Origin of the sequence: Microbulbifer epialgicus (assembly GCF_041447265.1) — a bacterium.
Lineage (GTDB): Bacteria > Pseudomonadota > Gammaproteobacteria > Pseudomonadales > Cellvibrionaceae > Microbulbifer > Microbulbifer epialgicus.
The window spans coordinates 1-15,526 of the sequence record NZ_JBGMEK010000088.1; the positions used below are offsets into that span (position 1 = coordinate 1).

General features: G+C 52.1%; 16 protein-coding genes and 1 pseudogene. All 17 read left to right on the plus strand.

The features are described from left to right. Positions 1–89: 89 nt before the first annotated feature. Entirely contained in the window at positions 90–548 is a 459-nt protein-coding gene (locus ACCI49_RS20835) for a hypothetical protein (protein ID WP_371841159.1), read from the plus strand. Beyond that, complete coding sequence (locus tag ACCI49_RS20840; RefSeq protein WP_371841160.1) at positions 532–1,833, plus strand: terminase large subunit domain-containing protein; 1,302 nt, start codon at positions 532–534, stop codon at positions 1,831–1,833. Before ACCI49_RS20835 ends, ACCI49_RS20840 begins: the two co-directional genes overlap by 17 nt. After that, positions 1,833–3,254 carry a DUF4055 domain-containing protein gene (locus ACCI49_RS20845; protein WP_371841161.1) on the plus strand — a complete coding sequence of 474 codons (1,422 nt, stop codon included), beginning with the start codon at positions 1,833–1,835 and terminating at the stop codon, positions 3,252–3,254. Before ACCI49_RS20840 ends, ACCI49_RS20845 begins: the two co-directional genes overlap by 1 nt. Next, on the plus strand, positions 3,247–4,311 hold the full coding sequence (locus ACCI49_RS20850; protein WP_371841162.1) for a minor capsid protein: 1,065 nt from the start codon (positions 3,247–3,249) through the stop codon (positions 4,309–4,311). The genes ACCI49_RS20845 and ACCI49_RS20850 overlap by 8 nt, the downstream gene beginning before the upstream one ends. An 86-nt stretch (positions 4,312–4,397) precedes the next feature. Then, the gene (locus ACCI49_RS20855) at positions 4,398–5,072 is read left to right on the plus strand and encodes a hypothetical protein (protein ID WP_371841163.1); all 675 of its coding nucleotides are present in this window, start codon (positions 4,398–4,400) and stop codon (positions 5,070–5,072) included. Positions 5,073–5,084: 12 nt separating this feature from the next. Continuing rightward, positions 5,085–6,050, plus strand: coding sequence for a major capsid protein (locus tag ACCI49_RS20860; RefSeq protein WP_371841164.1), 966 nt, complete (start codon positions 5,085–5,087; stop codon positions 6,048–6,050). A gap of 46 nt (positions 6,051–6,096) precedes the next feature. Continuing rightward, positions 6,097–6,237, plus strand: a complete 141-nt coding sequence (locus ACCI49_RS20865) for a hypothetical protein (RefSeq protein WP_371841165.1) — start codon at positions 6,097–6,099, stop codon at positions 6,235–6,237. Between the two features lie 8 nt (positions 6,238–6,245). Beyond that, complete coding sequence (locus ACCI49_RS20870) at positions 6,246–6,764, plus strand: DnaT-like ssDNA-binding protein (RefSeq protein WP_371841166.1); 519 nt, start codon at positions 6,246–6,248, stop codon at positions 6,762–6,764. Between the two features lie 3 nt (positions 6,765–6,767). Further along, on the plus strand, positions 6,768–7,148 hold the full coding sequence (locus ACCI49_RS20875; protein ID WP_371841167.1) for a hypothetical protein: 381 nt from the start codon (positions 6,768–6,770) through the stop codon (positions 7,146–7,148). Further along, positions 7,145–7,525 (plus strand): hypothetical protein, encoded by a 381-nt coding sequence (locus tag ACCI49_RS20880; RefSeq protein ID WP_371841168.1) that lies wholly within the window; start codon positions 7,145–7,147, stop codon positions 7,523–7,525. Before ACCI49_RS20875 ends, ACCI49_RS20880 begins: the two co-directional genes overlap by 4 nt. A 3-nt stretch (positions 7,526–7,528) precedes the next feature. Next, entirely contained in the window at positions 7,529–7,933 is a 405-nt protein-coding gene (locus ACCI49_RS20885) for a phage tail terminator-like protein (protein ID WP_371841169.1), read from the plus strand. Between the two features lie 10 nt (positions 7,934–7,943). Further along, positions 7,944–8,855 (plus strand): phage tail tube protein, encoded by a 912-nt coding sequence (locus ACCI49_RS20890; RefSeq protein WP_371841170.1) that lies wholly within the window; start codon positions 7,944–7,946, stop codon positions 8,853–8,855. Continuing rightward, positions 8,855–9,337 carry a phage tail assembly chaperone gene (locus ACCI49_RS20895; protein ID WP_371841171.1) on the plus strand — a complete coding sequence of 161 codons (483 nt, stop codon included), beginning with the start codon at positions 8,855–8,857 and terminating at the stop codon, positions 9,335–9,337. Before ACCI49_RS20890 ends, ACCI49_RS20895 begins: the two co-directional genes overlap by 1 nt. A 38-nt stretch (positions 9,338–9,375) precedes the next feature. Further along, complete coding sequence (locus ACCI49_RS25110) at positions 9,376–9,543, plus strand: phage tail assembly chaperone (RefSeq protein WP_442928497.1); 168 nt, start codon at positions 9,376–9,378, stop codon at positions 9,541–9,543. Further along, positions 9,533–12,148, plus strand: a complete 2,616-nt coding sequence (locus ACCI49_RS20900) for a tape measure protein (protein WP_371841172.1) — start codon at positions 9,533–9,535, stop codon at positions 12,146–12,148. Before ACCI49_RS25110 ends, ACCI49_RS20900 begins: the two co-directional genes overlap by 11 nt. Before the next feature lie 9 nt (positions 12,149–12,157). After that, the gene (locus ACCI49_RS20905; RefSeq protein WP_371841173.1) at positions 12,158–12,538 is read left to right on the plus strand and encodes a hypothetical protein; all 381 of its coding nucleotides are present in this window, start codon (positions 12,158–12,160) and stop codon (positions 12,536–12,538) included. A 2-nt stretch (positions 12,539–12,540) separates the two neighbouring features. Beyond that, positions 12,541–15,526 (plus strand): annotated as a pseudogene (locus ACCI49_RS20910) (hypothetical protein); the annotation flags it as partial.

Sequence of the window (15,526 nt, forward strand, 5' to 3'; positions counted from 1 at the left end):
CCTAGTGGGTGTAGTAATAGCTGCATTGGGTCTAGTCGTGAATTGGTATTACTCACACCAGCGTCACAAATTGATGAAAGAGCAACAAGATGGCAAGGCTGACCAGCTATAGGCAGGAGTTTGCTGAGCAGGCCGAAAAGCTCTGCAAACTCGGACTTACAGACAAAGAGTTAGGCGAATTCTTCGAGGTAACAGAGCAAACAATCAACAATTGGAAGAATAAGCATCCCGAATTTTTTGAGTCCATAAAAAGAGGCAAAACTTTGGCTGATGCCAACGTGGCTGAGAGTCTTTATCGAAGAGCCTGCGGCTATAGCCATGAAGCTGTAAAGATCATGCAGCACAACGGCAATCCTATTGTTCAGGAGTACACCGAACACTACCCATCAGACACTACAGCGTGTCTAGCCTGGCTCCATAACCGGCAAAGAGAAAAGTGGCAACGAAACCCTGACCCAGCCGGTGGCGGTGCCGACATACCACCGACAAAAGTCGTATTTGAGGTCAAGGATGCAAGAACGCGGGAGGGAAGTGAGAGCGGCTCTTAATGTTCCGCAAAGTCAGTTTTTAAACCTGCCGCATAAGTACCGGGCTTACGTTGCAGGTTTCGGGTCTGGGAAGACCTGGGTTGGCTGTTCGGGGCAGCTGGCCCACTTCTACGAGCACCCCAAGATTAACCAAGGCTACTTTGCTCCAACCTATCCACTAATCAGGGATATTTACTACCCCACAATCGGCGAAGTTGCTGAGACTATGGGGCTGCGGGTCAAGGTCAAGCGAGGTGACCACGAAGTTGAGGTGTACAGCGGTAGTCGCTACCGAGGTTCTGTAATCTGCCGCTCGATTGATGACCCGGCCAATATTGTTGGATTCAAAATCGGCCACGCTCTGGTTGATGAGCTGGACTTGCTTGCTGAGAAGAAAGCAGAGCAGGCTTGGCGGAAAATCATGGCGCGCATGCGCTACAAGGTCCACGGTGTCAAAAATGGCATTGATGTAACGACCACCCCGGAAGGGTTCAAGTTTGTCTATCGCCAGTTCGTAAAGGCCCTTCGGGATAAACCAAAACTTCGCGAGCGATATGGGTTAATTCAGGCCTCGACCTTCGACAATGAGTCGAACCTACCTGATGACTATATCGATTCAATGCTTGAGGCCTATACGCCCGAGCTTATCCGAGCCTATCTCAATGGCCAGTTTGTAAACCTGCTGACGGGAACGGTCTATCACCAATTCGACCGCAAGCTTAATCACTGCAATGACTCAGTGAAGGCGGGTGAGCCTTTATTTATCGGTATGGACTTCAATGTCGGCAAGATGGCGGCAATCACTCACGTAAAGCGAGACAGTAAGCCCAGGGCCGTTGATGAAATCCTTGAGGGCTACGATACCCCGGACATGATTCGGAGAATCAAAGAGCGGTACTGGGAATACCGAGATGGGGACTATCGGAAAACCTGCGAGGTGCGTATTTATCCGGATGCCTCTGGTGATTCCCGCAAGTCAGTGAATGCCAGCACTACTGATTTGGCTTTACTGAGAAATGCCGGCTTTTCAGTACACGCCCCTAAAGCGAATCCCCCGGTTAAAGACCGGGTAAATGCAATGAACGCGATGTTCTGCAATGCCAAGGGTGAGCGCCGCTACTTGGTGAACACCGATAAGTGCCCAGGTTATTCGGACTGCTTAGAGCAACAACCCTGGGCAGAGAATGGCGAGCCAGATAAAAGCGGTGGTCTCGACCATGCACCAGACGCTGGTGGCTACTTCATTCATCACGATTACCCACTCATCAAACCAGCACTAACAATCAACATGGGAATGGCCTACTAATGGCAAATGACGTTACCTATCAGCGCGACGATTTCGTAAAGGCGCTTCCAGATTGGGCTCTGGTTGATGATATCTGTGAGGGTGAGAGGGTCATTAAGTCCAAGGGCACCACCTATTTGCCCATGCCGAACCCAAAGGACCAGAGTGAAGCAAATAGAGCTCGCTATCAGCAGTACACAGACAGGGCAGTTTTCTATAACGCAACTGGCCGCACATTACAGGGTCTGGTTGGTGCTGTCTTTCGTCGAGCGCCTACAGTCGATATTCCGGCAGGCCTGGAATACCTGACTTCAGACGCTAATGGCAATGGGGTAAGTATCTACCAGCAGTCCCAGTCTGTAGTTGCTGCGGTGCTTAAGTCTGGCCGGCGTGGCCTGCTGGTGGATTACCCAAAAACAGAGGGGCAAACCTCCAAAGCCGAACAGCAAGCAGGTCTGGTACGCGCATCGATAGTGAGCTATCCAGCGAATCAGATTATCAACTGGCGAACCGTTAGGGTTGGCGGTGTGCACCGACTGGGATTGGTTGTTATCCGTGAAAGCTATGAAGAGGTAACTTCAGACGGTTTTGGTATAGAGGAGAAAACTCAGTACCGCGCACTCAAGCTGATTGATGGTCGCTACACAGTGGAGATATGGCGCAGTGGTAATACTGGAACCTGGGTTATTCACGACACCTACACACCGCTAGATGGAGTAGGGAAAGCCTGGGACATTATCCCGTTCACTTTCGTCGGCGCTGAAAACAATGACCCTAGTATCGACCGGTCTCCACTGCTTGACCTGGCAAACCTCAACAAAGCCCACTATCGCAACTCAGCAGATTATGAGGATTCAGCCTTCTTCGTTGGTCAAGCCCAGCCGTGGATTGCCGGGTTGGATGAAAACTGGCGAGACCATATGGAAAAGCAGGGCATTTATATTGGTTCCCGCTCTCCTATCCTGCTGCCTAAAGATAGCGCTTTCGGATTTGCCCAGGTTGAACCTAACACTCTGGTCAAAGAGGCGATGGACCAGAAAGAAAAGCAAATGGTCGCCTTAGGTGCTCGCTTGATTGAGCGTGGCTCGGCAGTAAAGACAGCCACCGAAGCCCAGGCAGAAAACGAGTCTGAGCACTCCGTTTTATCGCTTGTCGCCGAGAACGTCAGCGAGGCTTACACCCAGGCTATTCAATGGGTGGCTCAATTCCAGAACGTACAGGCTGACACAGAGTACAAACTCAATCAGGACTTTGCTGAATCCAAGCTTGATGCGCAGATGCTCACAGCTCTGGTGAATGCCTGGCAGTCTGGTCGCTTACCGAGTTCCGATCTATGGGCGAGTCTCCGCAAACATGGCGTTATTAATGCGGAGAAGACTGATGAAGTGATTCGTGAGGAGTTGGAGGGTGAAGAGCCGGGGCCGGAGTTAAACGATGAGTGAAGCCCTCACCACCTCAACCACGCGCCACGCCGTTTACCTGGAGCGGCTGAAGTCTGGTGAGGTAAATCAGTTTGCGGCATTCCTGCAGCAGATAGATCGCTCCATAAAGCAGCGCCTATCAAGCCATGATTTAACCGAGTTCTCCCGTACTCGACTGGAACGGCTGCTTATTGTTGTTGATAGTGATTTATCCGAAATATTCAGAAAGTACTACGACCAGCTTGCCGGCCATCTGTTGGACTTGGCTGAGTATGAATCAGAGTTTGAGGTTCGTAATTTACAGGCCGCATTGATTGCCGGGGTAGAGACTGTAATCCCTGCGCCGGCTCAGGTCCGTGCCGCTGTGCTCTCCACGCCGCTATCTGTGCGTGGCCCTGATGGTGGTCAGCTGATTGAGCCATTTATCAAGGACTGGACTAGCAGCGAGAGAAAGCGGGTTACCGGGGCAATCCGGCAGGGTTTCTTCGAAGGGCAAACGACTCTCCAGATTATCCGCAATGTGCGGGGCACGAAGGCGAATAAATACCGCGACGGGATTCTGGCAATAACTCAGCGCAATGCGAGCGCTGTGATTCGAACCGTCATTGCACATACATCCTTGGTTGCGAGGATGGAGACAATGAGGGGCAACTCCGACCTATTGGAGGGGGTGAGATGGACCTCAACCCTTGATAGCCGAACTTCTGCACCATGCCGAGGTTTGGATGGTAGGGTTTTCCCATTAGATAAAGGGCCGCGTCCCCCGATTCATATCAATTGTCGGAGTACAGTTGTTGCGGTTCTTAAAAAGAAATATCGAGCCTTGAGTGAGGGCGCTACACGAGCCAGCAAAGATGGCTATGTCGATGCGAGCACAATTTACTACCAATGGCTGAAGCAGCAACCATTAGAATTTGTTCAAGACATCATTGGCCCGACGCGGGCGAAGCTTTTACTTAATGGCGGACTTTCTGCGTATCGGTTTGCGGCAATGGGACTTGGTCGCAACTTTAAGCCACTTACCCTGGCAGAAATGAAACTGAAAGAGCCCATCGCGTTTGAACGTGCAGGACTCTAAATACCATTCAAATTAATTAACTGGCTCGCTTCGGCGGGCCTTTTTTATGTCTGCCGGTTAGCCGGTGAAATGTCTCAGGAGACACCATGCTGAAATACAGACTCAAAACCCTAGAGGGGTTAGATGAGGCCGTCGCCGCGATGTATGAGAAGGACGGCGATGGATACAAGCTGAAGGTTGATGGCATCCCGCAGGGAGAGGGAGTGGCTGAATTAAAGGCCCAGGTCGCCTCCTTGTTGGAGGAGAAAAAAACAGAAGCCAAAAAGGCCAAGGACGCCGCCGAAGAGGCTGCTCGCAGGAGTGGAGATGTGGAGGCCCTTGAAAACTCTTGGAAGGAAAAGCTAGCCAATCGTGAGGCCGAGCTGCAGGGGCAAATCGATACCTTAAACGGCAGTATCACCACAATGACCGTGGATAACGTTGCTGTGTCCATGGCCAATGAGATAGCGGTTCAAGGTAGTGCCGATATCTTGGTTCCCCATATCAAGGCCCGCTTGGCTGCTGAGCAGCGAGACGGCCAGTTTGTAACAGTGGTTAAAGATGGACAGGGCAAGCCCTCAGCGGCAAGCCTGAACGATCTCAAAACTGAATTTTCCAATAATCCCGCTTTCGCTCCGGTGATTCTTGGTAGCAAAGCTTCTGGTGGTGGTGCAGGTGGAGGTGGCCAAGGTGGAGGCGGGTCCACAACCGGAAATATGGGCGGCTCTCGTTCAGAGCGCACAGCGGCCATCTCGGCCAAATTCCCTGATTTAAACAACTAAAGGTAAATAACCATGCTTTCGCATATGGAAGTTTTTAATAAGTACATCATGCCCGCCACAATCGAAACACTGGCGGTAATGGTGCAGAAGTTTAACGCGGCATCGAATGGAGCTATCCGATTAACCACCGAGGGCTTTGAGGGTGACTTCCTGCAAGAGTCATTCTTTGCTGCCATTCACAGTGCACAACGCCGGGTGAATCGATACGGTTCAAACGGAAATCAGGCTGCAACTGATCTGACCCAACTTAAGCGCAGCTCTGTAAAGGTGGCCGGTGGGTTTGGTCCTATCCTATTCGAGCCGGGCCAGATGACTTGGTTAAATAAGCCTACTGCTGAGGGCGTGGAGGTAGCATCCCGCAACTTTGCCGAAGCACTTTTGCAGGACCAGCTTTTCACAGCGATTGCTGCACTTGTGGCGGCTATCGAGAACAACACTTCGGTGGTCAATGATGTGTCTGCAACTGCGGGTATCAGCTACACCGCTCTCAATAGTGCTCACGCCAAGTTTGGTGACCACTCCGGCAGCATCATTGCCAATGTGATGACCGGGGAGGTGATGCACAAACTTATCGGTCAGAACCTCACTAATGCTACCCGCTTGTTTGAAGCCCAGAACGTTAATGTGGTGGATATCCTCGGTAAAGCAGTAATTGTCACCGATGCACCGGCACTATTTGAAGCGGGCACTCCGAATAAGCAGAAGGTTTTGGGATTGGTGGATAGTGCTGCTGTAGTCCATGACGGTGGTGACCTGATTTCGAATATCCAGACCTCCAACGGTAAGGAGCGTATCGAAACCACAATGCAGGTCGATTACACCTTTGGCCTGGGCCTTAGAGGTTACAGCTGGGATGAGGCTAACGGCGGTAAGTCTCCCACCGACGCCGACCTGGCTACTGGTGCCAACTGGGACAAGGTAATGACCTCAGATAAACACACTGCCGGCGTTATCGCGGTTGGTGATTCCACTAAGTAAATAATTGGCGGCTTCGGCCGCCATTGCATGACAAGTAGGTGATAGCATGTCCACTAAGATTAAATACGTAAAACATCCCATCTCACGGGATGAGAAAAAGAAGTTACGTGAGCAGGGTTTTAAAATCGTTGATGCACGATTTGACCCTAAGCCTGAAAAGGCCGAAGCCCCCAAAGGCGATAAGTAGGCGACACCATGGCCCTGACAATAGAAGACGGCACCGGCTCTAATTCGAGCGCCAACAGTTATGCCAGCGTGCAAGACTTGCGCGACTATGCGGGTGCACGTGGGGTAGACATTTCAGCCTTATCGGATGCAGACTGCGAGCCGCTTCTTATCAGGGCCATGGACTTTCTCGAGAGTAAGCGAGACCGATATAAGGGGTATATTTCAGTGCAAGGCCAGCCGTTACAGTGGCCCCGCGCTGATGCCTGGGGAATTTCCTATCCGGATGCACTTTTCCCAAGCGATGAGATTCCGCGTGAGTTGGTGTACGCACAGTTGGCCCTGGCCATTGAGGCGAGAGAGAACGACCTTCAGCCCAACCGGTTGCCAACTGATAGCGGGCCAATAACCAAAGAGCGCGTTGAGGGGGCAGTTGAAGTAACTTATGCCGCACCCATTCAACAGCAGTTCACCCCAGCATTTGCCAAAGCGGATGCTCTGCTTGCTCCACTTCTGAAAAACAACGGGCTCTTCCTAGTCCGAGCATAACCTATGAGCGACTTCTACAACCGTATGGCCGATACGGCCCTGCGGCTTATTGCGCGTTTTGGTTCTGAGCAAACCCTGCACGATGTGATTCCAGGTGTTGATGACCCTATTACTGGGCAAAACTCGGACGATACGCCGATAAGCCAACCTATCCAGGTAATTCTGCAGGACTACAACCTCAAAGAATCCGGCCTGATGTATGCAGAGGGTCAGAGCATTCAAAGAGGTGATAAAAAACTCACTATTGCCGCAGCTGGTTTACAGTGGCCTCCGGCTCTCACAACTGAAGCTGAAATAAATGGGGTCAGATGGCGGGTAGTTAATATTAAAGAGGTCAACCCTACAGGTACTTCATTGGTTTACTTCTGTCAGGTGCGAAAATGAAATTCTCAGCGAGCTTAAAACAATTCAATGAAGACGCCTTAGCCGAGGCTGACCGAGTTTACCGGGCAAGCAATATCGAGCTATTCAACTCAGTTATCCGCGATACACCGGTGGACACTGGCCGGGCCCGCGGCAATTGGCAAACGACTATTGGTACACATGCACAAAGCAGTAGTTTGCGATTGGATCGGTCAGGCGCTGAGGCTCAGACCGAGGTAATCAAAAATGTTGGTGGTCTGGACAATGTGAATTACCTAATCAACAACCTGCCGTATATCCAACCTCTGGAATACGGTCATTCTAAGCAGGCCCCGGCAGGCATGGTTCGCCGCAATGTCCTACGCATTCAATCGATTATTCGACGATTAATTAAATAATCCATGTACAGCAAAATCTATTCGGCCCTGGTACAGCACTATATATCGGGTGGGTTCGGCTTGCCTACTGGTTATGAGAATGACGGGTTTGAGCCGAATGTGGGTACGCCTTATGCCGCAGTCTATAACCTGCCAGCAGACAGCTATCAGAATACTGTTGGTGAGATTGGCAGGGATGAGCGGGTAGGCATACTTCAGATCAGTATTTTCTATCCGGTAGGAAAAGGGCGAGGGAATGCCTTGGCAATGGCTGACCAAATTCTCACGCACTTCAAGGCTGGCTCAACTCCTGAGTACTCCGGCCAAACCGTAACCGTTCAATCTTCAACCATCTCTCCCGGCAGGGTCGTAGATGGTTGGTATCAACTCGATATAAGTGCGGCCTGGACCGCTACAACTCTACGTTAGGAGCACACAAATGGCAGACGGCAGCCAACATTCAATGGCTTACGTGGCGGAGTCCACCTATGGCGTCACTCCCGCCACTCCCACATTCAAGGCAATCCGAAATACCGGTACTACGCTCGCGTTGACTAAAGAGGGTTCGGCGAGTGAGGAGCTGCGCAGTGACCGTCAAATCACTGACTATCGCCATATGAATAAAAGTGTGGGTGGCGATATCAGTATCAACTTGTCCTACGGCTCCTTTGATGACCTGCTTGAGGGCGCCACCATGGGAACCTGGACCGGTGATAAGTTGGTAGTAGGTACGACCCGGCGCAGTTTCACCATTGAGCGGAAATTCGGAGATATTCCCGATAAGCCATATCACCGCTATACCGGTTGTGAGGTGAATACCTTGAATCTCACTGTGGCCCCTGGAGCCCGAGTGAGTGGCAGCTTTGGAATCATGGGTAAGAACATGACTCCGGAAGCTGCTGCCTTATCCGGTGCTGATTATGAGGCGGAGACAACCACGCAAGTTTTTGACTCGTTCAAGGGCGTTATTAAGGAGGGTTCGACTGGCCTGGCAGTGGTCACTGAGGTCACGCTCACTTTAGAGAATGGCCTTGAATCGCGCTTCGTGGTTGGCAGTGATACCACTATTCAGCCCGGAGCAGGGCGCTCAAATGTCACCGGCCAGCTTTCAGCCTATTTCGAGAATTCAACATTGCTTGAGAAGTTCTTAAATGAAAGCGCCTCCAGCTTAGAGTTCAGCCTGGTAGACGCAGCTGGCAATACCTATCTCTTCACGCTTCCCAAAATCAAATACACCGGTGGCCAAGTCGATGTTTCTGGAGAGGGCGCGATTATTTTGCCCCTGCCATTCCAGGCTGTGTACGACGAGACTAAAGGAACCAATTTAATTATCGAGAGGACCGCAGCCTAATGAAAGCGAGTGATTTTTATACGCGGGAGAAAGGGAATAAAGGGGTGAAATTTCCACTTTATACTCCCGAAGGCATAGTTACAGAGCATTACTTGGAAATTCTTAGCGTCGATTCTGATGCTTTCCAGATGGCTCAGTCAGAGATGCTGCGTGACCTTGCGACAGCCAATCTGGAGAAAGATAAAGAAAAGCGCTTTGAGCTAGTGCGAGAGGCTAAAGTTACCGCAGCGGCTGCATTAATTATTGGCTGGTCTCTTGAAGATGATTTCAACCAGGAAGCTGTTAAGGAGCTATTAGTCGAGGCTCCACAATTGGTTGACCAGATTGATCGCGCAGCCAGTAATCGCGCACTTTTTTTCGCCAGCGGCAGCAAGCCTTCATCGACTGGGCTTGCTGTCAGTTCAAACTCGACAAAATCCCGAAAGGGTGCAAGGAAACGCTCCGCCAGCAACTCCAGCAGGTCCAAGAAACAACAGGCATAACGCCACCGGAACTTAAGACCGAAGAACCCCCTGAGGGTTTGATTTACCTCTTCCACTACTACCGCGAGATTCGCGGAACCGAACCCCTCACTTTCACTGAGATTCACAACTGGAGCCAGCTCACTCAGCGCAATGTATCTGCGTGGGAGGTCTCCGTGATTCGTGCTCTCGATATTAATTACTGGGCTCTACAAAATGCCGATTGATCAAATTGCGCGCCTGGGTATCCGCGTAGAGGCCGAGGGGCCTGATGCTGCGCGGCGGAAGCTGGATGCTATGGAGCGCTCCGGTGCAAAGGCTGAGCGTACCGTTGAAAGTCTTGGACGCAGTAGTGATGAGGCTAGCGGTCGCATTGAAACTATGGCCACGAGCAGTAACTTACTAGCCGGTGCTCTCACGGCTATCGGTGCTGCTCTGTCTATTCGAGAGATCGTTCAGTACACGGATACCTGGACCAATCTCACTAACCGCTTAAGGCTGGTGACTGATACCTCTCAGGAGTTGGCAGATGTTCAACAGAGCTTGGTGGAGATTGCTTTCGAAACCCGTGGCTCTTTGGATTCAACCGCTGTTTTGTATCAGCGCCTAGCGCAGTCTGCGGGTGAGCTGTTTGATGGCCAAGAAGACATCTTGGCCGTTACTAAAACCATTAGCCAAGCCATGCTTGTATCTGGTGCCTCAGCTCAAGAAAGCGCGGGAGCGTTACGTCAATTGGCCCAGGGTCTTGCTTCTGGGGTTCTACGTGGGGATGAGTTCAACTCAGTAATGGAGAACGCTCCACGCCTGCAGAAAGCCCTGATAGACCACCTCAACCTCACCAGTGATGCTGCAGGCTCTGCTGCGGGTAAGTTGCGAGACATGGCTGGGGATGGTGAGCTGAGCGCGAGGACTTTGGTTGAGGCTTTCCAGGCTGCTGCTGAGGATATCGCCAAAGAAGCGTCCGGTATGGATAGCACAATCGGCCAGAGTCTTGTGAATCTAAATACAGGAATAACCGCAACGATTGGACAGCTGGATGGAGTCACTGGAGCGTCTGAATCAGTTGCTAAAGCAGTAAATGGTCTCGGTGAGAAGCTTAAAAACTTTGCCAATGATGCAGGCGCTGTACGGGAAGTTGCGAATGACGTGGAGCTCGCATTTACAGCAGTTGCCGCAATCCTCGCAGGTAAATTCGCTGGGGCTATCAGTAAGCAGATTATTCAGATGGGTCTACTGAATGCGGCCACATACAAAACCACAATTCAAACCAATGCGCTTGGCCAAGCTATCAGCCGAACTACGATAGCGACTCGTGCGGCGACCGTTGCCGCTACGGGATTAAAATCTGCATTTGCATTCATGGGCGGTCCTGTTGGTGTAATAACAGTTGCCGCATTGTCATTGGCTACTTGGAGTAGTGGAGCTGAAGCAGCGGAAAGGCGAGCTGAATCGCTTTCTGGAAAAATCTCCCAGTTGGAGCGCAAATATAAAGACTTGACCACAGCGCAACGCGAAGTAATTAAACTAGAAATTGCTGAAGAAAAACGCTCCATTAATAGAAAAATTGCTTCATTGGTTGAGAGGCGTACGAACTTACAGTATGGGGCAGTCAACAGTAACGATGGTATTCGCCGGGTAAATAATTCTAGCCAGATAACAAAAATTAATAGTCAGATTGACACACTTAACCAGTCGTTACAGGAGGCCGAAGACCGCTTAGCTAATCTTGGTAAACCTAAGCCCTCCACTGATAACAATGAGCCTGCATCACCCACGCCCGCCAGTGGCCAACCCGGCTCAAGCTCAGTCGATGTTAAAGATGACCTTCCAGCCCTAGAGCGAGCACTACAGGAGCAATTCGAACGCACGGTCCAAAAGCGACTGGATACGGTTAATAACCTGCGCCAGAGCCTAATGACAGAGGAAGAGGCCATTGCTGAAAGCTACCGACGCCGCAATCGAATTATTGAAGAAAATGTGCATGATCCAGAGAAGCGTGAAGAGCTTTTGCAGCGTAGCAAGGAGCAGCTTGATGAGGAGATTGATACCCGATTGCAGGGGCTGAAAGAGTCTTGGCTTACTGAAAGCGAACTTTTACAAGTGCGGCACGATGAGGAAATGGAAATCCTCGACCAGGGTTACATCTCTAAGCGAGAGTTATTGGCTGAGCATTTAGAGGCTACGAGAGCCACCGAAGAGGAGTTCCGTCAAGCCAGTTTAGCGCTTGAGGGAGAATATCAACGGAACCTAACTTCACTTGAGGCCAAGCATGCTAAAGAACGCAAGAAAATGGAGGATGTTGCCAACAAATCCCAACTAAAAAGTGTCGTTAATACCTTTAATTTAATGCTGGGAATAGCTACTGCGTTTAGCCCAAAGCTATTTAAAGTTCAGAAAAAGTTAGCGCTTGCCAAAGCATTGGTGACGCTACCAGCCTCGGTTATTGAATCTTATCACAATGCGGGAGGCTACCCCGCTGGAATACCTGCCGCTGCTGCTATGGCGGCGACCGGTGCTGCTGAAATTGCACAGTTAAAAAGCGTTAGCTTTGGTAGTGGTGGAAGTGCATCTGTGGGCAGTGGGGCGGGCTCCGTCGCTAGCGGAGGTTTAACCGCGCCAGCAGCACCATTAACCACAAACATCCCCCCAGCGACCAATGAAGAGCAGGGCACTCTTAACACTGTACAGTTTGTGTTTAGCGGACCCATTAATAGTCGTGACGCAAGGGAATTTATGGAAGAAGTGCGTTCGATAGTTCTTGAAGAAGATTTTGATTTCTTACCAATTGAATCTCGCACTGCACAGAACATCATTAGTGCCGCCCGAGGGTAATCGGAGCCCATGCCAAATATTAAATACACTGCAACTCGAGAGTTGGTTGATGGCTCTACTGGCTCTATTTCGTTTTCTGTAACCAGATGTACTCGTGTTCCAAAATCTACTGGCAAAGAGCACACAGCCCTATCCGGAAATACCGAAAGCGTGCTGTATCGGCGAGATATTGAATGGCAAATATCAACGTCTCCATTCTTCGAAAACCAGTTGCAGTTATGGAGAGAGTTTGAGGCGAGCTGCGCCAATGGCGAGACGTTTGAACTGGATACTTCAGATATTCCAGGAGGTAGAGATACCACTGTGTGCCGATTAAAGCGCAATGGCTTCCGTGAGATGCGGCAGGGCGCTTTTGAATTTTATGTGACATTTACAGCTATAGAGGTGTAGGAGTGCGCAACAATTCAGAAATTTTTGACCTGCACAATCAGGCGGCACAGCGTGAGCTACGTCTGGTAATTGAGATCGGCTACGACCTGCCTCTGTATATCACCAGCCACAACAATATCCCCGGTCTGCCTTTAAACGCGATTCTCGGCACCTTAAAAAAGTGCAGTGCTACCAGCCAGAAATTAATTCCAGAGCAGGGCCTTGCGCAGATTGGGGCTATCTCGTTTGAGGTGGTGGATATCGCCGGCCAGCTGTCCTATGTACTGCGCGATGAGCTGGAGCAGGGCAACGGTATCAAGGGCCGCACGGTGCGCTTATATCAGGGCTTTGCCGGGCTCGACTGGAATGAGTTTCGCCTGGAGCAGACCCAGATTGCCGAGGAATCACTTTCCTATGCTGAGGGTGTCTATCGGGTGCGCTGCCGGGATATCCAGCGCGAGATGCGCCGCGATATCTTTGTGCCCAATAGCACGCGCCTGGCTGCCAATTTTGCCAAAGCGGATACCACCCTGCAGGTATTCGATACCAGCAGCTTTGAGGCCAATCCACACACTCTGGCCTATGGTGATGCCCCCGGCCAATCCGTGTATTACCTGAAAATTAAATATCAGGACGGCTTTGAGATTGTGCGCGCAACCGGCAAAACGGGCAGCAGCTTTACCAACTGCGCTAGGGGTTTATTCGGTACCTTTGCCCGCGACCATGTATTGCCGGAAAACAGCGACGACGAGAGCGGTGTAGAAGTCGAGGAATTTATCTACCTGGAGGGCCCTGGCCCGCAGCTGGCCTATGCACTGCTGACTGGCAAAATTCTCGGCACCAATAACCTACTGCCCAGCAACTGGCATCTAGGCATAGATCCCGCCTATGTGGTGCTGGATGAGTTTCAAAATATTGGGGCAGATTGGTACAAGCCCAGTGACCACAGTAAAGGCAAGATCCTGCGCTTCGATGGCCTGGAAAAAACCGATGGCAAGAAGTTTATCGAGACCGAGATTAATTTATTGCTCGGTGCCTTTATGCCGGTCAATGCCGCCGGCCAGCTGGGTTTTCGTCGTATGGCCGGGGTGTTGGCTGAATCCGGCACTGTGGCCACCATAGGCCCCGATGATGTGACAAGCCTGGGGGAACTCAAATACAACCTGGCCGGGGTGCGCAATGTGTTCTCGGTACAGTGGAGCTGGTTCGAACAGCCGGGCTTTGATGGCAAGTTTCTGCGCTCGAATAATTTAATCGATGCCGACTCGGTGGCTATTCATGGCGAAGCCAAACAGCACAGCTTAAAGTTTCGCGGCCTGCACAATTCCCGCCACACCTATACCACGATTAAAAACACCTTCGATGCCCTTCGGGATAGATTTGCCGGCCCGCCTTTAAGTCTGCGCCTGGGATTGTTGCCCAGTAATAACGACCTGGAGGTGGGGGATATTGTGCGGGCCACCCTGCCGCAATTGCGCGACCACTCACAGAATGTAGAAAACGGAATCCTGGACCGCGCTATGGAAGTACAGCGCATTAGTGTCGATCAGGTGAGCGGTGCGGTATCCGTGGATTTATTCGGCAGCTATCAGCCCGCCGGTATGATTGCCGATCAGCCGGAAGGCAGCAGCACCAATGCCGAATTACCGGATAGCTGGTATACCGCCGAGGGCACGGCGATGACCACCGCCGGCCTCAGTATCGATGCCAGCGGCTTCCTTACTGCCAACGGCACCCTGTACGGCGCGGCGAGTAGCCGCACGGTGTTTTATTACCTGGGGGATTTAACTATTCCCGCAGGGCGTGTGTTGTTTGTGGTTGACAATGTCGAGCTGCGTGTGCGCGGGGTGTTGCAGATCGACGGCAGTTTGCGCGGTGTGCCCAGTAATGGCGGGGTGGGTTTTTTGGGCTCCTGTCGCGGCGGAGGTGGCCGGGTCTCCGGTATCGATGCCAGCAGCCGAAACATTTACAACCAGGTGCGCGGCCAGACGGTAACCGGACGCAATGCGCTCATGCCGCCGCTGAATATCGAAAATAATGCCGGTGATTTACAAGGTATTCCCGACGATATGCGCGGCACTGGCGGCGCCAGTGGCGGCAATAGTTTTTACTATCTGCGCGGCGATCAGAGCTATGAGCCGAGCGGGCAGGGCGGCGCCGGTGGGCAGGGGGGGGCCGGTCTCTCGATTGTTGCGCGCGGTATTGCGCTCGGTGTCAGTGGAACAATAAATACCAGCGGCGGCGACGGCAGCGGCGGCACTCTGGGTACTGGCACCCAAAAGATACCCGGCGGCAGCGGTGGTGGCGGCGCCCCTGGTGGTATTGTCCTACTGGTAGACGGTACCCAGAATCCGATGCCGGTGCTGAGCAACAGCAAGATTATCGCCTGTTATGGCGACAGCCCCAGTAGTCCTGGGACGGCCGGGCTTGGCGGCAACTGCCTGGGCACCACTGCCGCGCGGGTGCTGTTTGTGCCCAAGTCGCGCACGCCCTATACCGATTACGAAGACCCCGCGCTCGCCCCCGAAGTGCAGCAAGCCATCGATAAGGCCGAAGCCGCAAAAGCTGAGGCTGAAGCAGCACTGGCCGACCTGGACAAGATCGCCGCCGATGGGGTGCTGCACCAAAATGAAAAGCTGATGGTAATCCGCGAATACGCCCAGCTCACGGCAGAGCAAGCGGGTATTGAAGCCCAGGCCGATGGGGCCGGCCTGGTGATCGAAAAAGGGGACTATTCCGGCAACCTGGCCGCGCTTACCGGCTACCTCGGCGGGCTGTTTCCAGCCTGGAACGACATAGCAGACAGTACTTCTATCAGCCGCACTATTTGGAATGCCAACTGGGAAGCGGTGTACAGCGCTAAGCAAACCCTGCTCAACGCCATCGCCCAGCAGGCCCGCGAGGCGGGCATGGTCGGGGCCACGCTGCAATTCCAGTGGGATGGCCGGCCCACCGGGCTCAGCTGGCCCACCAGCACCAACTATGCCGGCGGCACTAAATATTCGTTTA

Coding starts and splice junctions, on each gene's coding strand:
- ACCI49_RS20865 (WP_371841165.1), top strand. CDS start 6,097: ATGTCCACTAAGATTAAATACGTAAAACATCCCATCTCACGGGATGAG.
- ACCI49_RS20850 (WP_371841162.1), top strand. CDS start 3,247: ATGAGTGAAGCCCTCACCACCTCAACCACGCGCCACGCCGTTTACCTG.
- ACCI49_RS20895 (WP_371841171.1), top strand. CDS start 8,855: ATGAAAGCGAGTGATTTTTATACGCGGGAGAAAGGGAATAAAGGGGTG.
- ACCI49_RS20870 (WP_371841166.1), top strand. CDS start 6,246: ATGGCCCTGACAATAGAAGACGGCACCGGCTCTAATTCGAGCGCCAAC.
- ACCI49_RS20900 (WP_371841172.1), top strand. CDS start 9,533: ATGCCGATTGATCAAATTGCGCGCCTGGGTATCCGCGTAGAGGCCGAG.
- ACCI49_RS20860 (WP_371841164.1), top strand. CDS start 5,085: ATGCTTTCGCATATGGAAGTTTTTAATAAGTACATCATGCCCGCCACA.
- ACCI49_RS20890 (WP_371841170.1), top strand. CDS start 7,944: ATGGCAGACGGCAGCCAACATTCAATGGCTTACGTGGCGGAGTCCACC.
- ACCI49_RS20835 (WP_371841159.1), top strand. CDS start 90: ATGGCAAGGCTGACCAGCTATAGGCAGGAGTTTGCTGAGCAGGCCGAA.
- ACCI49_RS20905 (WP_371841173.1), top strand. CDS start 12,158: ATGCCAAATATTAAATACACTGCAACTCGAGAGTTGGTTGATGGCTCT.
- ACCI49_RS20845 (WP_371841161.1), top strand. CDS start 1,833: ATGGCAAATGACGTTACCTATCAGCGCGACGATTTCGTAAAGGCGCTT.
- ACCI49_RS20875 (WP_371841167.1), top strand. CDS start 6,768: ATGAGCGACTTCTACAACCGTATGGCCGATACGGCCCTGCGGCTTATT.
- ACCI49_RS20855 (WP_371841163.1), top strand. CDS start 4,398: ATGCTGAAATACAGACTCAAAACCCTAGAGGGGTTAGATGAGGCCGTC.
- ACCI49_RS20880 (WP_371841168.1), top strand. CDS start 7,145: ATGAAATTCTCAGCGAGCTTAAAACAATTCAATGAAGACGCCTTAGCC.
- ACCI49_RS20885 (WP_371841169.1), top strand. CDS start 7,529: ATGTACAGCAAAATCTATTCGGCCCTGGTACAGCACTATATATCGGGT.